We start from the raw sequence: 17,303 nt of genomic DNA on the forward strand, positions 1-17,303 counted from the left end.
CGGAGGACTAAAATGAAAACAGTAAAGGTAGTTGCGGCAATCATAATAAACAATAATAGAGTGTTTGCCACACAGAGAGGATACGGTGAGTTCAAGGATGGCTGGGAATTCCCGGGCGGCAAGATTGAACCGGGGGAGACACCGCAGGAAGCGCTTGTACGAGAAATAAAGGAAGAACTGGATACTGAGATTGAAGTAAAAGATTATCTGGAAACAGTGGAGTATGATTATCCGGAATTCCACCTGTCAATGGATTGCTTTTTCTGTAGGATCAAGTCAGGAGAGCTTGTGTTGAAAGAGCATGAGGCAGCGAAATGGCTGACAGCGGAGACTCTGGACAGTGTGGATTGGCTGCCTGCAGATAAGGGATTGATAGAACAAGTCCGTAATAGGATTAAATTATAAATTGGGCGTTTATGCTATAGTTATATTTTCTAATACTAGAGCCATTGAAAGTTGAATCAGTGGCTCTTTTTTAATTTCAAAAATTGGGAGAATATCTATCCGTTTTGGTTATCTTTTGGATTTTGGAACAGAGCGAGGGGCGGATTATGGACTGGAAACAGTGTATAGTGTTCTGGGTGCCAGGTAAACAGAGGGAAAAAGATGATCATTATGATCAATCTTTCCCTTCAGCAGATAAAGAATCCGGAAGATGAGATGCATAAAAAGATTTATGACCGGACAAAAAAATGTGTGCCGGTTCAGTTCGATGGGGAAAGCAGGCGTCAAGCTGCGGGAAAAGATAAAATGCAGCAATTCAAAAAGATGCTGCTGGAAGCGGAGGAAACTATATAAAATGCCTTTAAAATCTATTCTAATCTGTGACTGATTTTCATAGGCTGTAAAAAATGGACAAGGAGGTGGGACTGCCGTGAAGAGGAAAAAACTGAATTACCGCTTTCATGATCCAAATGATCCGGCAGTTGCTGCCGAGTATATATTGAAGGTGTTTATTGAGGCGAATCAGAAAAAGGTGGAAGAGGTGATCAGAAAGGCGAGTATGGAGAAACAGATATCGGAAAATGAAGGAATACGAATTCAGGTTTGAAGATATGTTTTTTGAGATGAAAATCATCTGATACGATATTGCATCAGGTGATTTTTTATCTTAAAACAGCACAAATCAGGGATTACATAGAAAAATATGAGATTTTATCTCAAATATTGTTTACAAAATGGGAGAAATGAATATAATAGAGGGTGAGAGAATATAAAATTGTGGTGTTGAAATAAAATGGAGGTAAACACAAATGTTATGCCAGTTTACAGTAAAGAATTTTAAAAGCATTCGTGATGAAATGACATTTGACATGCAGGCAGCCGCCATTTCAGAGCATGAAGACAGGGTGATCAAAGATAGAGACGGAGAATTATTTCTTCCGGTATCAGCGGTTTACGGACCGAATGGCGGGGGAAAATCCAATGTGCTGGAGGCACTGCACAGTCTGGTGTTTAAAGTGCTGAGACCGTTATATGCGACCAGTGATAATGAAAATGCGGCAATCAGAATAAAAAGAATATTGATCGAACCGTTTGCTTTTTCTGCTGAAACGGTGAATGCGCCGACAGAGTTTGAATTATTTTTCAGGACTGCATTAGCAGAATACCGCTACGAGTTGACTGTCAGGAAAGATGTGATCGAGTATGAAAGGCTGGACCGGGTAAAACTGGAAACCGGCCGCAGATCAGCGCTTTTTGAAAGAGATGAAAATGAAATCACGCTGAAAGGTGTTTTTTCAAAATTAAAGATAAGTGAAGATTTATCCGAGACTTTGCCACTGCTTTCTTATTTGGGTATTACTTATGCCAAGAATGAAGTGGTGCAGGATGTATTGAGCTGGTTCGATGATGGAATCGATTTCTTGAATTATGGAAATCCGCGCCAGGAACTGCGTATGGCGATTTCAAATTCGGAACATGTGAAGAAACTGATGCTGGATATGATACAGGAAATGGATCTGGATATTGTGGACTTCCGAGTGGAAGAGAGAGAACATGATCGGATTGAAGTATTTACAAAACATGTCGTTGACGATTACGAGACGGAATTAAATCTGTTTGATGAATCCAGCGGAACAAAGAAGCTATTTGGCCTGCTTCCGTTTATTGCGAAGAGCCTCTCAGTGGGAACAACGCTGGTAATTGATGAACTAGATGCTAAAATACATCCGGTTTTGCTCCGATACATTATTATGATGTTCAATAATATGAAGATAAATAAACATGGGGCTCAGTTGATTTTTACATCTCATGATTTATCTACGATGAATAGCGAAGTGTTCCGGAGAGATGAAATCTGGTTTGTTGCCAAAGGAAATAAAGAGAATTCTAAATTATATTCTCTGGTAGAGTTTAAAAATGATAAAGGCGAGTCAGTACGGAAAGATGCAAAATTCGACAAACAGTACCTGGAAGGGAAGTATGGGGCTGATCCGTACCTCAGAAAAATCATAGATTGGGGGAAGGTTAATGCCTAAAAAAGCCGGAATGGAGGCATGGAAGAAAAAACGACGCAAGGAATATCTGGAAAAGAGAGAATTCAGATATTATATCTTCTGTGAGGGTCAGCAGACGGAGCCATTATACTTTGAAGGATTTAAAAGATATATTGAAGATAATCCGATTTACCGGGATATGGTACTGATCGAAATAGAACCATGTCAGTCAGAAACGATGCGCGTGATTGGTATGGCGGAGAGATATGTGAAAAAGAACAAAATCCAAAAAGGACAGGTTTGGTGTGTATATGACAAAGACAGCTTTCCACCGGAAGATTTTAATGGAGTTGAACAGCGGGCAAGGAAGTTGAGCCAGGAGAATCTAGATTTGCAGTATCACGCAGCATGGAGTAATGAGTGTATCGAATTCTGGTTTCTGCTGCATTTTGCATACTATACGTCAAATAATCATCGAACCGAATATATTTCATTTCTGAATGATAAGTTCCGGGATTTGGGAATTGGAAAATATCAGAAGAATATGAAAAGCATATTCGAGATTCTGATGGAAAAAGGAAATCCGAAGCTGGCGATACGGTATGCGAAGAGGATCATAAAAGATGGACAAGGGAAAACGCCGACAGAAATAGCACCGGGAACGAAGGTGTATGAGTTGGTGGAGGAACTGGCGAAGTATTTGCCGGAGGAGATACGTTTGAAGTATTGAGAGGAGAATATGATTGGAAACAGTAGAAAAAATAAAGAAATTACAAACATTACCGTGGTATGCTTTGCATGATATAGCTATTCAGAATGGCGTTGAGCAAAAAGAAGTTAATGGAAAAGATAAAGAAGTAATAATAGAAAAAATACTGTCAAATGGTATCTTAACTGATGAAGAAATCGAACAATATGTAAACGACTATATTTATGGGGATAGGATTACATTTACATTATGGACTTTTCAAGAGAGTTTGAAAGATGAGGATTTTGATGAGATTTGGACCTTAGTGAATACGGAAGATGAGTATTTGTCTATTTCTGGGTATAGAAAGATGAAAATTCTTTCTGTTAATGATTATGAGAATCGTGTTGAAATTTTATATGTATATAGTAAAGAATATTCATATGTAAATGAAGAGGGCAAAAATGATGGAGTTTGGGAACAGCATAGAGGATGTCTGTGGGTTGGAAAAAAAGCAACATATCTTGCGTGTATGAGCAAACATGAAAAAATGACAACATTTATTACTCATTTTATCTCAGACACATTATCAAATCCGATAACTCAAATCAAGCCACCTAAATCTGCAATCGATAAATGTACAAATTTTAAAGCGATTAGCAGGATGGTTTTACAAGGTCAAGCTGGAGAAAAGACGATTGTATCGCGAGCAGGTGGAATTACAGATAAACAAGAAGAAGAAATTGGAAGAATTCGTGCCGAAAGAATAGATACTTCTGGAAGTTTTATTGCAGAAATTACGGATGATATAGATGCAACTATCAAATATAATATAAGAAAGGGCAGCATTGGTATATATCGTCACTTGCCAGCACCTGTTTTGTTTGAGTGGTCTGAAAAAGCCATTGAAACAATTTTTGAGGAAATTGAAAATTTAAAAGGGAAACCGGCAGAAGAAATTTACAAAGAAACAGGACAAGAGATAAAATGGACAGGAATTTCTACAGCAGAGTATCCACAATTAAATTGGTATTTGACACAGGTAATATCTGCCCTTGAGCAAGAAAATTATGAGGTACAGATTCCCCAAGATAAATTAGCTGTTTTACAAAATAATAAATTTTTTCTCAAGTTTATTAGAATTTATTGTAACTCATGTGATTCCTATGAAATACCGTATTGTGCTAATTGCGGAGCAGAATTACAAATAATTAAAGGGAAAATTCAGCCATGTGGATGTGGTGCTCCAATTAGGATTCAATGTTCAGAGGGGCATAACGGTTGTGATATTGTTCCATGGTTTATAGGTACAGAATCATTAAAGCGAATGATAGATAAAAATATAAGAAAAATTTTTAAGGATTCAACATTAAATTATAATATTTTTATTGTGGATGATAAGCTTAATATTATTAACGGAATAGATAATATACAGACGGAAGTTGAAGTTCCATTTGAAGAAATAGAATGTTTTAAACATGACACGATAACTTTATCGAATAGATTAAAAGCATATGCAGTAAACATGAATGAAAAATGTAAATCGGGAGTTTGTTCTAATAAAAAAATTAATGAGTGCATAAAAAATAAGGATATGGTTTGTCTGCCTAAATTGTTCTATTCGATTTTGCCTAATTATCGTCCCCAACCGCATAAAGGAACAGAATATGGTGATGTATCTTCTCAAGTGCGAATTGGCAATAAATCATATGAATTGCTAGGAATTATAAAAAAGAATAGTAAAAATAATTCAAGGGGGAATAAAACAGTTGATGATAAAATTTCAAGTCCGTTATTATCAACTTCATCAGAAGGTCAGGAAATAATACGACAGTTTATAGAACAAGGAATGTCAGACAATCGTTGCGAAATTATAGCGGTAATTGTTCCGCAGTATATAGATGCGGGACTAAAAGGCACCTTAAGATATCTGGCAAAATTATCAGGTAAAAAAGTAACATTTATTGAATTAGATGAGGTATGCGAACTAATTTCTATGAATGAAAATATAAGAGTTTCATAATATTAAGAAAATATATCCGGCGTATATGCGCCGGAATTTTCTTTTCGCTCTGTACAAATCAGTCTTATGTGTTATAATCAAAATATAAATAGTAACTGATTGTAATAGATGTAACAGAAAGGCAAATGCTTATGAACATCGCAGCCTATTGCCGTGTTTCCACGGATAAATCCGACCAGCTGAACAGTTTAGAGACCCAGAAGCAATTCTTCACTGAATATGTGCAGCGTACCGGCGATCATCTCGTTAAAGTATATGCGGATGAAGGCATTTCCGGAACCAAAATCAAAAACAGAAAAGAGTTTTTACAAATGATGGCCGATGCGGAGCACGGCCTTTTTGATATGGTTGTTGTCAAGGATATTTCCCGTTTTGCCAGGAACACAGTGGATCTGCTCCAGAATGTACGGAGATTAAAGACATTGGGAATAGAGACACAGTTCCTCACTGCCAATATGACCAGCATGGGCAACAGTGAATTCGTCCTGACTATATTCGGCGCCCTGGCGCAGGAGGAGAGCGCCAATACATCAAAGCGTATCAAATTTGGCAAGAAAGTGAATGCGGAGAAAGGCCGGGTGCCAAATATTGTTTACGGCTACGATAAAACGATAGGGGATTATTTCAATCTGACGATCAATGAGAAAGAGGCGAACGTGATCCGTCAGATTTTCCAGTGGTACATTCAGGACGGTTTTGGCTGTGCGTCCATTTCCAATAAATTGAATGAACAGGGGATTCGGACGAAACGGAACTGCCGATGGAGCCAGAATGCCATCAGCCGTGTCCTTACGAATGAACTCTATACCGGAAAGATAATTAATGGCAAACAGGAAGTAGCAGATTTCCTTACCGGTCAGCGGAAGGAAAAGGAAGAGACGGAATGGCTTGTGACGGAGCGGCCGGAATTGAAGATCATTGATGAGGAAGTGTTTGAGCAGGCACAGAAGATCCTCCATTCCCGTCATCAGGCATTTAACTTGAATCATGAAAGGCAGAGCAACAAGTATCTTTTCTCCACGCTGATCAAGTGTAAAGAATGCGGCTGGTCGTTCCGTCGGACGGTCCGTAAGTATAAGAACACCTATGTACGTTGGGTGTGCTCAGGGCATAACGGACGGGGCGCAGATTCCTGCCCTAATACGGTGACACTGGATGAGGAGGAATTGATTGAAGTTCTACAGGAATATTTTTCAAATGTATTGAAGAATAAAAAGAAAGTGATCCAGTATGTGGTGAAGGAATTCCAGCGGGTATATAAGGCGAAAGATGAAAATGTGGAGTACGAAAAAGAACTGCGGGATAAGCTTTCCAAATTGAAAGCCATGCGTGAGAAATATATGGACATGTACACTGATGATCTGATTACACGCCAGGAGCTCAATGACCGGATCGGCGGGGCAAGGCAGGAGATCGAGCGTCTGGAAAATGAACTGAAAATGGTTTCCTATCAGATCACCAAGGGCGACCAGTTGGAGGAACTATTGAATACAACTTTCAGGGAAATTGAGGATATCACGGATGTGCACCAGATGACGAACACGCAGCTGAAAAAGATCATCCAGAAGATCGAGGTGGACAAGGACGGAAATGTGGATATTTATCTGAAACTTCTGGGTGAACTGGGGCTGGATGAAACGGTATTGATCGAAGATGGATCTGCTGAAAATAAAACAGTTCAAAATCATCACGACCGCACATAAAGATGTAACCGAGCGGCTCCTCCAGATCAATCCCTCCCTTGCCAGGGAAGCCCGAAAGGTGCTTGACACAAATAAATCTGAACGGCATATCCGGGGTGGGATGGCTACGAGAGAGAAATATCTTCATCAGCATTAGATTGAAATACGAGGCGCAAAGAATTCCCGGCAGATTTTTGCAAACCTGTCGAGAATTCTTTTTTTATCGGGAATGACATGCAGAAAACAGGATAATTCTGTAGAAAAATAGAGGAATTTGGAAGACAGAATGTAAAAAGCTGTAAAAATAATTCGATTTTGTTAAAATTTTATCTTTCTTTGAATGGAATTATGTGGTAGTATGGATAACGGAAAACTGTAAAAGAAGACCAGAAGACATTTTACTGAAATGTGTAAACAGATTGCAACATAAGTTCTCACAACGATTCAAAGAAGAGGTGAAATGAGTAATGAATGAAATGAAGGTTACTTTTAAAAATCCGGATGAGATTCTTGAATTTGTAAACACAGTCTCCAGGTATGACTTTCACATGGACATGAAGAGGGGACGGATTGTGGTTGACGCAAAGTCCCTGCTTGGTATCATGAATCTCGGACTCAATCAGGAAATTCAGCTTCAGATGTATTCGGATGACTGCGATGAGCTTCAGAAAGAGATTGCGAAATACGCAGCATAAAAGCAGAAACTGGAAGAAATTGGTCTGTATAAATTTCCCGGCGTATTAGCGCCGGGAATCTTTGATTATCCGAATATAAAATAGCGTGTGTTTTACGGAGAGTTTTATCTGGATCCGGAGGAGTGAGATCCGATGGAAGGAAGGGGAAAATGAGAGGCAGATGGTTTATGAAAAAGTATAACATTGAAAAAAGCAGGTTGTTATTTGACAATAAAAAACTGGCAGCGCTGATTCTTCCATTGATCATCGAGCAGTTTCTTACTGTGCTGGTCGGAATGGCAGACTCCGTCATGGTGGCCAGTGTCGGGGAGGCAGCGGTATCCGGAGTTTCCCTTGTAGATAATATCATGACTCTGTTTATTAATCTTTTCGCGGCTCTGGCAACGGGCGGCGCAGTCATTGCAGGACAGTATCTTGGACAGAAGAATGAAAAGCAGTCGTGCAGGGCAGCGACACAGCTGGTCTGGTTTACCACGATCCTCGCGGTGGTGATCATGGCGCTGATCTACTGCGGAAAATGGTTTATCCTGCATGTTGTGTTCGGGCAGATTGACGCAGATGTCATGGCACATGCCAACACCTATCTGCTGATCGTGACGGCATCGATTCCGTTTATCGCTCTTTACAACGCAGGCGCGGCAGTTTTCCGTGTGATGGGGAATTCCAGGATATCCATGCAGGTAGCAATCATCATGAATGTGATCAATGTAGCCGGAAATGCCACTCTGATCTACGGATTTCACAGAGGGACAGAAGGCGTCGCGATTCCGACGCTGGTATCACGGATCACGGCGGCAGTGCTGATCATTGCGCTGCTCTGCGGGCAGCATCATGTGATTCATTTAAAAAAGACATTCCGCTACCGGCCGGAATGGACGATGGTGAAACGGATCCTGGGCATCGGAATCCCGAATGGAATGGAAAACGCCATGTTTCAGCTCGGAAAGATCATCGTGCTCAGTCTGGTATCTACATTTGGGACATATGCCATTGCGGCAAATGCGGTCTGCAATGTAGTCGCCAGTTTTCAGATTCTTCCGGGAATGGCTATCAATCTGGCGATCACGGCGGTTATCGCGCGGTGCGTGGGCGCGGGAGATTACGAGCAGGCAGAGTATTTTACAAAGAAGTTGCTCAAGCTGGTGTACGTATGTATGTGGGTGATCAACCTTGTGATCCTGGCGCTTGTACCGTTTATTCTGTGGGCATATAACCTTTCTGACGTGACTGCGGAAACTTCCCGTGTGATCATATATTTCCACAGCGTGAGCGCGTGCCTGATCTGGCCGGTAGCATTTTCTCTTCCTGCTACGCTGAGGGCGGCAGGGGACGCAAAAGTTACTATGATTATTGCGCTGGCGTCCATGTGGATTTTCCGGATTGTATTCAGCTATATACTGGGCGGATATTTTGGCCTTGGTGTGCTGGGAGTATGGATCGCTATGGTAATCGACTGGTGTGTGAGAGCGGTATGTATGGCACTCAGATATAAGACAGGGAAATGGAAGCTGATCCATTCGATCTGAGGATTGGGAATACTAAGGGGAGACGGGCAGCGGCAGGGCTGTGGGGGACCGGGAGACAAGATTTCGGAGATCGCAATGAGAGACACAGAGTATCTAAGAAATGCTTGTAAAACAAAAGTCGCTCAACTATAATTGATATCAACAGGAAAGTTAAAAACAGAAAAGTGTTCTGTATGGAAGCCAGACCATGACGGATGCATGTTTTACAGGAGGGAAATCTTGAAGAACGAATTAGTGATCGTGCTGGATTTCGGCGGGCAGTATAATCAGCTTGTCGCCAGGCGGGTAAGGGAATGTAATGTATATTGTGAGATTTATTCTTACAGGACAGAGATTGAGAAGATCAAGGAAATGAACCCCAAAGGGATCATCCTGACAGGGGGGCCCAACAGCTGTTATGAGCCGGACTCTCCTACATATACGGACGAGCTGTTCCGGCTGGGGATTCCGGTACTGGGACTTTGTTACGGCGCTCAGCTGATGATGCATGTGCTTGGCGGCAAGGTAGAGCGCGCGGATGTCAGGGAGTACGGGAAGACAGAAGTGATTATTGACAAGGCGGCATCCAAAGTGTTCCAGGGCGTTTCCTCGCCCACAGTCTGCTGGATGAGTCATTTCGATTACATCTCTCAGACCGCTCCGGGATTTGAAGTTACAGCCCATACTGCCGACTGCCCTACAGCTGCCGCTGAAAATGAGGCGGAGAAACTGTATGCCATCCAGTTCCATCCGGAAGTGCTTCACACGGCGGAAGGGACGAAGATGATCAATAACTTTGTCAAAAATGTATGTGGCTGCGCCGGTGACTGGAAGATGGATGCTTTCGTAGAAAATACCGTAAAGGAGATCCGCGGGAAGGTAGGTGACGGCAAAGTGCTGTGCGCTCTGTCCGGCGGAGTGGACTCTTCTGTGGCTGCGGTTATGATGTCCAAGGCGATCGGGAAACAGCTTACATGTGTATTCGTTGACCATGGTTTGCTCAGGAAAAATGAGGGCGACGAGGTGGAGGCTGTGTTCGGTCCCGAAGGTCCCTATGACCTGAATTTTATCCGCGTGAATGCCCAGGAGCGATTCTACGGGAAACTGAAAGGAGTGGAGGAGCCGGAGAAGAAGCGGAAGATCATCGGAGAAGAATTTATTCGTGTGTTTGAAGAAGAGGCGAAAAAGATCGGCGCTGTGGATTTCCTTGTACAGGGAACGATCTATCCGGATGTGGTGGAGAGCGGCCTGGGAGGTGAGTCGGCTGTGATCAAGTCCCACCATAATGTGGGAGGTCTTCCGGATTATGTAGATTTCAAAGAGATCATTGAGCCGCTGCGCGATCTGTTTAAAGACGAGGTACGCAAGGCCGGACTTGAACTGGGGCTTCCGGAACATCTTGTATTCCGCCAGCCGTTTCCGGGACCGGGGCTGGGTGTGCGCATTGTGGGTGAGGTGACTGCGGAAAAGGTGCGGATCGTCCAGGATGCGGACGCGATCTACAGGGAAGAGATCGCAAACGCCGGGCTGGACCGCAGTATCGGACAGTATTTTGCCGGGCTGACCAATATGCGGAGCGTGGGAGTCATGGGGGATGAGAGGACCTATGATTATGCCGTGGCGCTGCGGGCTGTGAATACAGTGGATTTCATGACTGCCGAGGCGGCCGAGATCCCATATGAAGTGCTGAATAAGGTGATGAGCCGAATCATTAATGAAGTCCGCGGGGTCAACAGGGTCATGTACGATCTGACCAGTAAGCCGCCGGGGACGATCGAGTTCGAATAATTTAAAGCGTTTGGCATATAATTTTAGAGGGAAGTTCTTGAGTTTCCGCAGATTGTACTAAAAAGATGAGTATGTCTTTCTAAAGTACCAATCTGCCCATTTTTTGAGAGATTTAGAATGGCAGCACCGAGAGTAGAGGCACTTTTATAAGCCCCGCCGGAACCGGGCTTTGGGAGACATATACTTTTATCTATTCAGGCGGTCAGCTTAAGGCAGAGTTGACGGTATGTCGGACGCTTTGTCCTGTACCAGAGCCGGATGCCCTCTTTGGCATGTGACAGTATGCCGGAGATGCCTTTTGCCAGCCGGTAATAGCAGAAACTGACTTTTTCCTTGATCGGGTCTGCTTCCTGTATGATTGAAACTTTCAGGGCGTTTGTCTCAGGACTTAATTCTTCCTGAGCTAAAAATGCCATGGCTAAAGTAATATAAAAGTTAAGCGCATTAATGGCTTCCAGTTTTCTTACACGGAAATTTTCAAACTGATAGGTCTGCTTTTTACAACGGAAATATTCCTCGATCCGCCATCTGGAAAAATAAGTTCTGGCAATGCGGATCACATCATCCTTTGAACGGATCTCTTTGTTTGTAGCCAGCATCATGGGATGTTCCGTGATCCCATAGACCAGGACCAGATAAATATTTTTCCGGGAGGCAGTGATCTGAACTTTTACGTGGGAAAGATATGCGGTATGCTCTTTTCCCTTATAGAAAACATCCGCTTTTACTTTCCCTTTCCTCCGATTCTGCAGTTCCGTTGCCTTTGTCCATTTGTTGTGATAAAGAAGTTTCCGGTTGGATTTCAGGCGGATCACGTAATCCTGCTTCAGATGGTCGAGGATGAGAAAGATCTTATTGTCATCATAACCGCGGTCCATAACAAAGGTGGCCTTTCCGAAAAGAGCAGATGCCTGTTTGATCGCATCAAATGTGATGGTATTTACAGATTTATAGTCCTTCTCAACAGAAGAATGGATCATGGAAAAAACACTGACAGGATGCTTGTTGGCAGTCAGGACACAGGCCTCTGTTACATGGTATCCTTTTTTATAAACACTTTTCGTCTGTGTGCTTTCAGAACCATCGCGAACGATACCAAGAGCTTCAAACTGTTTTCCATCTGGTTTTACGATATCACTTTCATCAATGAGGACCACTGGTTCAGAGGGAACGAGTCTCTTTACGGTGTGGAGATAAGAAGCGGCAGCAGAAGCCGGCGTTCCTTCCGAAAGATGATTTGAAAGCCGTTTTACAGTATTCACCTTATGTACCGTTTCATGAAGCTGGTCGGAAATATCAGTGAGCAGACAGCTTCTGGATGCCAGAATGCCATAAACCATATCTGCTGTGAACTTCCGATCTGGTTTCGAAAGTCTGCGGGAGATTTTATTAGTAAAAGTCAAAATTTTTCTTTTCAAACGGTAGGTAATTGATGTAGAATTAGCCATAAGGAATCCCCTTTCTTTTTGTTTAGTAAGGTTTTTGTTTTGCAGCTTAATTTTACATCAAAAAGGGACAGGATTCCTTATATTTTGGCCATTTTTTGAAAGTTGTGGATAACAAAACGCAGCAGATTTGTCTGAGGGAATAATTCTGCGGAAACTCAAGGAGGGAAGTTCTATTGACTTTCCGGTTTGTGCTTGCTAGAATATAAGCACAAAGAAAGTTTACCACTGACCGATATGTGGTATATAAATGGTCGGGTTGAAAGTTTACCGCTGACCAATATGCGGTATATAAATGGTTGGGTCGAAAGTATAGTCCTTCGCCGCAAGGCGAGGGACTTTTTCCATAATCAGGATAAATAAATGAAGAAAACAGGATTTTATATTATCAAAGATAAATTTTTTAAAGATATGTCAGATCCGTATCTTAAAGGAAATAAGGCGGGAAATAGACCGCATTATTACTGCTTTGAGGATACAAGTACCGGAATATACTGGATGATACCATTGTCCAGCCGTATTGATAAATATAGACGGCTTATGGAGAAAAAGGAAAAAGCAGGGAGACCTTGCGATATTATCCATATTGTCAAACTGGATGACAGCCGGGAAAGCACATTTCTGATACAGGATATGTTTCCGATAACAGAAGAATACATAGAACGGGAATACACGATTGCCGGAAATCATTTGATGCTGACCAGTGAGCATACCGCCAGAGAGATTGAGCGAAAAGCAAGAAAAGTTATGGGGATGTTGAAACGTAACATTAAATTTACCCCAACACAGCCAGATGTTATGGCGATATTGAAGAAGCTGAAGGGACGCATCCAGTGATTCTAACTGGCTCAATCTATCCACTGAGGAGTTCGAATAAGCAAAAAATCTGAGAATCCACATAAACAGGGCGTTTGAGATGCATTAGAGTTGATAACACCGGCAGAGACATAGATTTAACTGTCATTTTTGTTATGGTCCATTAATCCATATGTCCGATAATAAGACAACATCGCCTGAAGGTGCAGTTTATTGGCGAAAAGCTGGCGGTAGGTGACGGTTTTCTCCCTGCCTTCAGCTTTAAGTCTTGCCATTTTTTCTGATGTATCGTCATACTGCCTGCAGATGGCGGCAAGCATATCTTCAAAGGCTTTCAGTCTTTTTTCATCCATTGCATACCTCACTGTTTCTCAGCCCGAGTTTAATCTTTGATCTTCAGATTCGTTTTGTTGTCTCGGTATTGGGAGATTTAAAAATACAGCATAATTGTACAGTGAAGCAGGAATAAAATCGATGCTATTCGCCGGGTTATTTCCGTTATTTCCGGTTTACTGGGAATTTTTCAGGGTATGATTGTTATCGGGGCTTGAACATCCCGGGAGGGCCGGAAGTTCCGGTTGCCCATATCCTGTTTTTCATCTATACTGTGTTTAGTAGTACAAATGATACATCAATTATAAAATAGAAAAGGAGACGAAACGATGGATAATAACAAACGTCCGGATGACATGGTCCGCATTTCAACAAGCGAGTTGGCTGAAGCTTTTATTGAAGAGCAGGTGAAAGAGATCCAGGCGCAGGTTGGAGATAAGAAAGTACTGCTGGCGCTGTCAGGCGGGGTAGATTCTTCTGTTGTGGCCGCCCTGTTGATCAAAGCGATTGGCAGGCAGTTGGTATGTGTTCATGTAAATCACGGACTGCTCCGCAAGGGAGAGCCGGAACAGGTGATAGAGGTATTTCGTAATCAGATGGACGCCAATCTTGTGTATGTGGACGCGATCGATCGATTTCTTGGCAAGCTGGAAGGAGTGGCAGAGCCGGAGCAGAAGCGCAAGATTATTGGCGCGGAATTTATCCGGGTGTTTGAAGAAGAGGCCCGGAAGCTGGAAGGGATCGAGTTCCTGGCACAGGGCACGATCTATCCGGATATCCTGGAGAGCGACGGAGTGAAAGCGCACCACAACGTGGGCGGCCTTCCGGAAGATCTGCAGTTCAGCCTGGTAGAGCCGCTGAAATTGCTTTTTAAGGACGAGGTCCGCGTTGTTGGAAAGACGCTGGGGCTGCCGGACGGTATGGTGTACCGTCAGCCGTTCCCCGGACCGGGGCTTGGAGTGAGATGCCTTGGCGCGATCACACGCGACCGATTGGAAGCAGTGCGTGAATCTGACGCGATCCTGCGAGAGGAGTTTGCGAAAAATGGACTGGAAGGCAAGGTATGGCAGTATTTTACTGTGATCCCGGATTTCAAATCAGTGGGTGTGAAGGACGGCAAGCGCTCCTTTGAGTGGCCGGTGATCCTCAGGGCCGTGAACACAAAAGACGCGATGACAGCGACGGTCGAGGACGTGCCGTTCTCCCTTCTGCAGCACATCACAGACCGGATCACAAAAGAAGTGCCGGGGGTAAACAGGGTGTGTTTTGACCTGACACCGAAGCCGACGGGGACGATCGAATGGGAGTAAAGGTCAAAATTCCACAGAGTATCTGTTTTATTTGAAAAGAACTGATTCCACTGTGCTTATCCATGTCCTTTGGATTATTCTCTTTTTTGAGATAATACTGTTTTAAAAAAGTGAATCGTTCCAAGTATCCTCTGATCCCTCTGATCCGGAAGCTGATCCGGATCGTTCATGAAGACCGGGATGGGGTAACACTCAGCTCTTTGCCATCATATCGCCTAGTTCTGCGAGAGACTGCATCCACTTTTTGTGGATCAAAAGCAGCCTCTCGTATTTTTTATTATTTTCGGGATCGGGATAGATAAGTTCCTCCTGTCTGTGCAGAGAGGAGATTTGGCAGTATCCGTCCCACAGGCCCACGGCGTTTGCGGCCAGAGCGGAAGCTCCAAGGGATGCGGCATTCTGATCGATATTGGTTTTCAGAACCGGCATGTTATAAATATCCGAGAAGATCCTGCGCCAGAGGGGGCTCTTACTGCCGCCGCCGCAGAGGAGCATTTCACCCTGCACGCTGATCTGGGAACGAAGGATGTCCAGAGTGTGGCGCAGTGACATGGCGATCCCTTCCATGGATGCGCGCACCAGATCCTCCCGGGTGTTTTTCAGGGTCAGCCCCATAAAGCCTCCGGCCAGGTAAGGGCTGGGCTCCTGTGCGCTGCCTCCGGCCAGGGTAGGATTAAAAAGTACGCCATTACTTCCGGCAGGAATATTTTCAGCCATTTTGTTCATTACTTCGTATACGTCTGTCTCTGGCGGATAATCCCGGCACAGATTATCCCGGATCCACCGGAAAGAATTGCCTGCGGAAAAGATTGAGACCGCAGAGGTATAATATCCTTTTCTGACATGAGCAAATACAAATGGATGCGTTCGGATATCGAGCACAGGGGTGCGGGAGGTTACGGCGATCCAGCTGGAGGAGCCGAGGGAAGTATAGACGCTGCCCTCGCCAAGTCCTCTTGCGCCCAGGGACATGCATGTATTGTCGACAGCGCCGCAGGCGACAGGCGTCCCTTCCGCAAGTCCGGTGGCCTGCGCGGCTTCCCGGGTGACGGTCCCCACTGTGGAATCTGACGGGCGGATCCCGGGGAAGATCGAGAATGGGACCCCGGCGGCATCGGCAAACTCCGGGCGATAGTCCCATGCGGCCAGATCGAAGATGCCGGATCCGGAGGCGTAAGATGGATCGGTACAGATCTGTCCGGTCAGGCGGTAATTGATATAGTCTTTGGAGCCGAGGACTACCCGGATCTGTCGGAACAGCTCCGGCTGATGTTCTTTCATCCAGATGAGCTTGAAGAGGGTATATGTCTCCGGCGGATCTCCGTTTCCGGTGGTCAGATACCAGCGGTCATAGTCCGTTTCTTTGAAAAAATTTTCGGCCTGTAAAAAAGAGCGGGCGTCACACCAGATAGGAACAGAAGAACACAGCTCCCGGCCATTCCCGTCCAGCGGGACGGCGACGAGGCTGTGTCCTGACAGAGCGGCGGCCGCAATGTCCTTTTTATCTGTGCCGCTCTCCTCGAGCAGGATGCGTGTGGCGGCGCATACGCCATTCCACCAGTCTTCCGGACGTTGTTCACAGTATCTGTCTTTTGGGAAATAAGTAGGATACTGCCGGAATACATCCTGGATCACATCTCCGTTTTCTGTAAACAAAGAGGCCTTGATGCCTCCGGTACCCAGATCATAAGCGATAAGATATTTCATCTCCTTCATCTCCTTCGGTTCCGATTCTATTGCTGCTCAGTATAGACGATGTATAAACCGGAATATTATGGTTCAGGTAAAACTGTTTGTATTTGGCGGGAGTACTCTCGTTGATGATCACACTGTGGGGGAAATCCATATCGGCGATCTTCAGGAAGGTGCGCTTTCCGTATTTTGATTCATCGATAGCCAGGAACAGTTCATCGCATTTGGTGCGGAGCAGATTGATGGTATCGTACGCGTCGATATCAGTCAGGGTGTACCCATACTTGATCCTGGCGCCGTCGACGGAAAAGAAAGCTTTGCTGATATGCTTATTCTCCAGTTCTTTCTCCAGATTATCAGGCAGAGTATACATTCCGTCGGCATGGACAATCCCGCCGATGACCAACGTCTGGCAGGAAGGATTGGCGCCGAGGATATTGGCCACGAGCATATTGTTGGTGAGTACAAAGATATTGCGCCTCTGGGACAGGGCCTTCGCGATATAGTAGCTTGTGGTCCCCAGACCGAGGAAGATCCATTCCCGTTCCTGGATCAGGTGGGAAGCGATCTTCCCAAGTTCTTCCTTATTTTGATTATATTCCACATTGCTGCCCCGGAGAGCAAGGTTGATCTCGGCCTCGTGGAAGCCGGCGGAATTTAATGCGGCTCCGCCGTGGAAACGGACAATAAACCCGGCTTTCTCCAGCTCGTTGAGATCGGTCCGGATGGTGGCGCCTGAAACGCCGAGCATGCTGCTCAGTGTCTGCACATCTGCCTGTTTGTGTTCTGTGATATAGTCTTTGATCTGTTTGTGTCGTTCCTGTTTATACATGATTGGAAATCTCCTGAAAATCTATTTGAAATTATCATACTACATTTAAAAAGAAA

General features: G+C 44.2%; 16 protein-coding genes and 1 pseudogene. 13 read left to right on the top strand and 4 right to left on the bottom strand.

What is annotated here, in order from left to right; translation table 11 throughout:
- Window positions 1–12: 12 nt before the first annotated feature.
- The 11 genes and pseudogenes from mutT to guaA (BQ7367_RS04910) all read left to right on the top strand — a co-directional run bounded on the left by mutT (window position 13) and on the right by guaA (BQ7367_RS04910) (window position 10,819).
- Window positions 13–405 (top strand): 8-oxo-dGTP diphosphatase MutT, encoded by a 393-nt coding sequence (gene mutT / locus BQ7367_RS04865; RefSeq protein WP_072524444.1) that lies wholly within the window; start codon window positions 13–15, stop codon window positions 403–405.
- A 201-nt stretch (window positions 406–606) separates the two neighbouring features.
- Complete coding sequence (locus BQ7367_RS04870) at window positions 607–798, top strand: P-loop NTPase family protein (protein WP_072524445.1); 192 nt, start codon at window positions 607–609, stop codon at window positions 796–798.
- A gap of 76 nt (window positions 799–874) precedes the next feature.
- Window positions 875–1,051, top strand: coding sequence for a hypothetical protein (locus tag BQ7367_RS14555; RefSeq protein ID WP_200786706.1), 177 nt, complete (start codon window positions 875–877; stop codon window positions 1,049–1,051).
- Window positions 1,052–1,253: 202 nt separating this feature from the next.
- A complete protein-coding gene (locus BQ7367_RS04875; RefSeq protein ID WP_072524446.1) occupies window positions 1,254–2,480 on the top strand; it encodes an AAA family ATPase in 1,227 nt (408 codons plus the stop codon).
- Complete coding sequence (locus BQ7367_RS04880) at window positions 2,473–3,168, top strand: RloB family protein (RefSeq protein ID WP_072524447.1); 696 nt, start codon at window positions 2,473–2,475, stop codon at window positions 3,166–3,168. The genes BQ7367_RS04875 and BQ7367_RS04880 overlap by 8 nt, the downstream gene beginning before the upstream one ends.
- 13 nt (window positions 3,169–3,181) lie before the next feature.
- Window positions 3,182–5,149 (top strand): hypothetical protein, encoded by a 1,968-nt coding sequence (locus BQ7367_RS04885; protein ID WP_072524448.1) that lies wholly within the window; start codon window positions 3,182–3,184, stop codon window positions 5,147–5,149.
- A gap of 125 nt (window positions 5,150–5,274) precedes the next feature.
- Complete coding sequence (locus BQ7367_RS04890; protein ID WP_442855352.1) at window positions 5,275–6,852, top strand: recombinase family protein; 1,578 nt, start codon at window positions 5,275–5,277, stop codon at window positions 6,850–6,852.
- A pseudogene (locus BQ7367_RS04895) lies at window positions 6,839–6,988 on the top strand (sporulation transcriptional regulator SpoIIID); the annotation flags it as partial. The gene BQ7367_RS04890 and the pseudogene BQ7367_RS04895, both read left to right, overlap by 14 nt.
- 310 nt (window positions 6,989–7,298) lie before the next feature.
- Complete coding sequence (locus BQ7367_RS04900) at window positions 7,299–7,526, top strand: HPr family phosphocarrier protein (RefSeq protein ID WP_072524449.1); 228 nt, start codon at window positions 7,299–7,301, stop codon at window positions 7,524–7,526.
- A 167-nt stretch (window positions 7,527–7,693) separates the two neighbouring features.
- Window positions 7,694–9,052, top strand: a complete 1,359-nt coding sequence (locus tag BQ7367_RS04905) for an MATE family efflux transporter (RefSeq protein ID WP_235837553.1) — start codon at window positions 7,694–7,696, stop codon at window positions 9,050–9,052.
- A gap of 219 nt (window positions 9,053–9,271) precedes the next feature.
- Window positions 9,272–10,819: a glutamine-hydrolyzing GMP synthase gene (guaA, locus tag BQ7367_RS04910; protein ID WP_072524451.1), complete on the top strand. Its 1,548-nt coding sequence runs from the start codon at window positions 9,272–9,274 to the stop codon at window positions 10,817–10,819.
- A gap of 194 nt (window positions 10,820–11,013) precedes the next feature.
- Here the strand turns inward: guaA (BQ7367_RS04910) and BQ7367_RS04915 are convergent, their stop codons facing one another.
- Window positions 11,014–12,159, bottom strand: coding sequence for a transposase (locus tag BQ7367_RS04915; RefSeq protein WP_235837530.1), 1,146 nt, complete (start codon window positions 12,157–12,159; stop codon window positions 11,014–11,016).
- Window positions 12,160–12,627: 468 nt separating this feature from the next.
- Here BQ7367_RS04915 and cptIN point away from each other — a divergent pair, with 468 nt between their 5' ends.
- Window positions 12,628–13,101 (top strand): type III toxin-antitoxin system CptIN family toxin, encoded by a 474-nt coding sequence (gene cptIN / locus BQ7367_RS15000; protein WP_072524452.1) that lies wholly within the window; start codon window positions 12,628–12,630, stop codon window positions 13,099–13,101.
- A 116-nt stretch (window positions 13,102–13,217) separates the two neighbouring features.
- Here cptIN and BQ7367_RS04925 read toward each other — a convergent pair whose 3' ends face one another.
- Window positions 13,218–13,433 (bottom strand): hypothetical protein, encoded by a 216-nt coding sequence (locus tag BQ7367_RS04925; RefSeq protein ID WP_072524453.1) that lies wholly within the window; start codon window positions 13,431–13,433, stop codon window positions 13,218–13,220.
- Between the two features lie 336 nt (window positions 13,434–13,769).
- Here BQ7367_RS04925 and guaA (BQ7367_RS04930) point away from each other — a divergent pair, with 336 nt between their 5' ends.
- On the top strand, window positions 13,770–14,723 hold the full coding sequence (gene guaA / locus BQ7367_RS04930) for a glutamine-hydrolyzing GMP synthase (protein WP_268874780.1): 954 nt from the start codon (window positions 13,770–13,772) through the stop codon (window positions 14,721–14,723).
- A 192-nt stretch (window positions 14,724–14,915) separates the two neighbouring features.
- Here the strand turns inward: guaA (BQ7367_RS04930) and BQ7367_RS04935 are convergent, their stop codons facing one another.
- Together BQ7367_RS04935 and BQ7367_RS04940 are read right to left on the bottom strand one after the other, a co-directional pair.
- Complete coding sequence (locus BQ7367_RS04935) at window positions 14,916–16,430, bottom strand: xylulokinase (RefSeq protein WP_072524455.1); 1,515 nt, start codon at window positions 16,428–16,430, stop codon at window positions 14,916–14,918.
- Complete coding sequence (locus BQ7367_RS04940) at window positions 16,408–17,247, bottom strand: DeoR/GlpR family DNA-binding transcription regulator (RefSeq protein ID WP_072524456.1); 840 nt, start codon at window positions 17,245–17,247, stop codon at window positions 16,408–16,410. The genes BQ7367_RS04935 and BQ7367_RS04940 overlap by 23 nt, the downstream gene beginning before the upstream one ends.
- Window positions 17,248–17,303: the final 56 nt, after the last annotated feature.

The sequence above is a fragment of the Clostridium sp. Marseille-P3244 genome (assembly GCF_900120155.1).
Classification (GTDB): Bacteria; Bacillota; Clostridia; order Lachnospirales; family Lachnospiraceae; genus Mediterraneibacter.

Excerpts from the sequence above, each read along its gene's own strand:
- mutT (WP_072524444.1), top strand. The coding sequence starts at position 13 with ATGAAAACAGTAAAGGTAGTTGCGGCAATCATAATAAACAATAATAGA.
- BQ7367_RS04915 (WP_235837530.1), bottom strand. The coding sequence starts at position 12,159 with ATGGTTTATGGCATTCTGGCATCCAGAAGCTGTCTGCTCACTGATATT.
- BQ7367_RS04935 (WP_072524455.1), bottom strand. The coding sequence starts at position 16,430 with ATGAAATATCTTATCGCTTATGATCTGGGTACCGGAGGCATCAAGGCC.
- BQ7367_RS04880 (WP_072524447.1), top strand. The coding sequence starts at position 2,473 with ATGCCTAAAAAAGCCGGAATGGAGGCATGGAAGAAAAAACGACGCAAG.
- BQ7367_RS04925 (WP_072524453.1), bottom strand. The coding sequence starts at position 13,433 with ATGGATGAAAAAAGACTGAAAGCCTTTGAAGATATGCTTGCCGCCATC.
- BQ7367_RS04940 (WP_072524456.1), bottom strand. The coding sequence starts at position 17,247 with ATGTATAAACAGGAACGACACAAACAGATCAAAGACTATATCACAGAA.
- BQ7367_RS04905 (WP_235837553.1), top strand. The coding sequence starts at position 7,694 with ATGAAAAAGTATAACATTGAAAAAAGCAGGTTGTTATTTGACAATAAA.
- cptIN (WP_072524452.1), top strand. The coding sequence starts at position 12,628 with ATGAAGAAAACAGGATTTTATATTATCAAAGATAAATTTTTTAAAGAT.
- BQ7367_RS04900 (WP_072524449.1), top strand. The coding sequence starts at position 7,299 with ATGAATGAAATGAAGGTTACTTTTAAAAATCCGGATGAGATTCTTGAA.
- guaA (WP_268874780.1), top strand. The coding sequence starts at position 13,770 with ATGGTCCGCATTTCAACAAGCGAGTTGGCTGAAGCTTTTATTGAAGAG.
- BQ7367_RS04875 (WP_072524446.1), top strand. The coding sequence starts at position 1,254 with ATGTTATGCCAGTTTACAGTAAAGAATTTTAAAAGCATTCGTGATGAA.
- BQ7367_RS04890 (WP_442855352.1), top strand. The coding sequence starts at position 5,275 with ATGCTTATGAACATCGCAGCCTATTGCCGTGTTTCCACGGATAAATCC.
- BQ7367_RS04870 (WP_072524445.1), top strand. The coding sequence starts at position 607 with ATGATCATTATGATCAATCTTTCCCTTCAGCAGATAAAGAATCCGGAA.